This is a genomic window from Puerhibacterium sp. TATVAM-FAB25 (assembly GCF_046535855.1).
GTDB classification, from domain to species: domain Bacteria; phylum Actinomycetota; class Actinomycetes; order Actinomycetales; family Cellulomonadaceae; genus Puerhibacterium; species Puerhibacterium variabilis_A.
Genome location: NZ_JAXUAK010000036.1, coordinates 1 through 702, shown reverse-complemented (window position 1 = coordinate 702; position 702 = coordinate 1). Strand labels below are relative to the sequence as shown.

The 702-nt window shown below is 70.9% G+C and carries 1 protein-coding gene; it reads left to right on the top strand.

Annotated elements, in window-relative coordinates; genetic code table 11:
- A partial coding sequence (locus U5M74_RS16175; RefSeq protein WP_410909945.1) for a methyl-accepting chemotaxis protein occupies positions 1 to 702 on the top strand: 702 nt, incomplete at its 5' end.

Sequence of the window (702 nt, the reverse complement as noted above, 5' to 3'; positions counted from 1 at the left end):
AGCGCGCAGGCGGGTGTGGTGGCGGCTGCTGCGGAGCAGGTGTCGCGCAACGTGCAGGCGGTGGCTGCGGGTGCGGAGCAGATGGGTGCTTCGATCCGGGAGATCGCGCAGAACGCGTCGGAGGCGGCGAAGGTGGCGTCGCAGGCGACGGTGGTGGCTGCGACGACGAACGATCAGGTGGCGAAGCTGGGGGTGTCGTCGCAGGAGATCGGCAACGTGGTCAAGGTGATCACCTCGATCGCGGAGCAGACGAACCTGCTGGCGCTGAACGCCACGATCGAGGCGGCTCGTGCGGGTGAGGCGGGCAAGGGGTTCGCGGTGGTGGCCGGGGAGGTCAAGGACCTGGCGCAGGAGACGGCGCGGGCCACGGAGGACATCGCCCGGCGGGTGGATGCGATCCAGGCGGACACCACCGGGGCGGTGGCGGCGATCGGGCAGATCTCGCAGATCGTGTCGCAGATCAACGACTACCAGCTGACGATCGCCTCGGCGGTGGAGGAGCAGACGGCCACGACGAACGAGATGTCGCGGGGGGTGGCCGAGGCTGCGACGGGTTCGGGGGAGATCGCCTCGAACATCACGGGGGTGGCGGACGCGGCGGCGGAGTCCTCGCGGGCGCTGGCGGTCTCGGGCGCCTCGATCGGGGAGCTGGCCCGCATCTCGGAGGACCTGCGCACCCGCGTGGCCGCCTTCACCTACTGA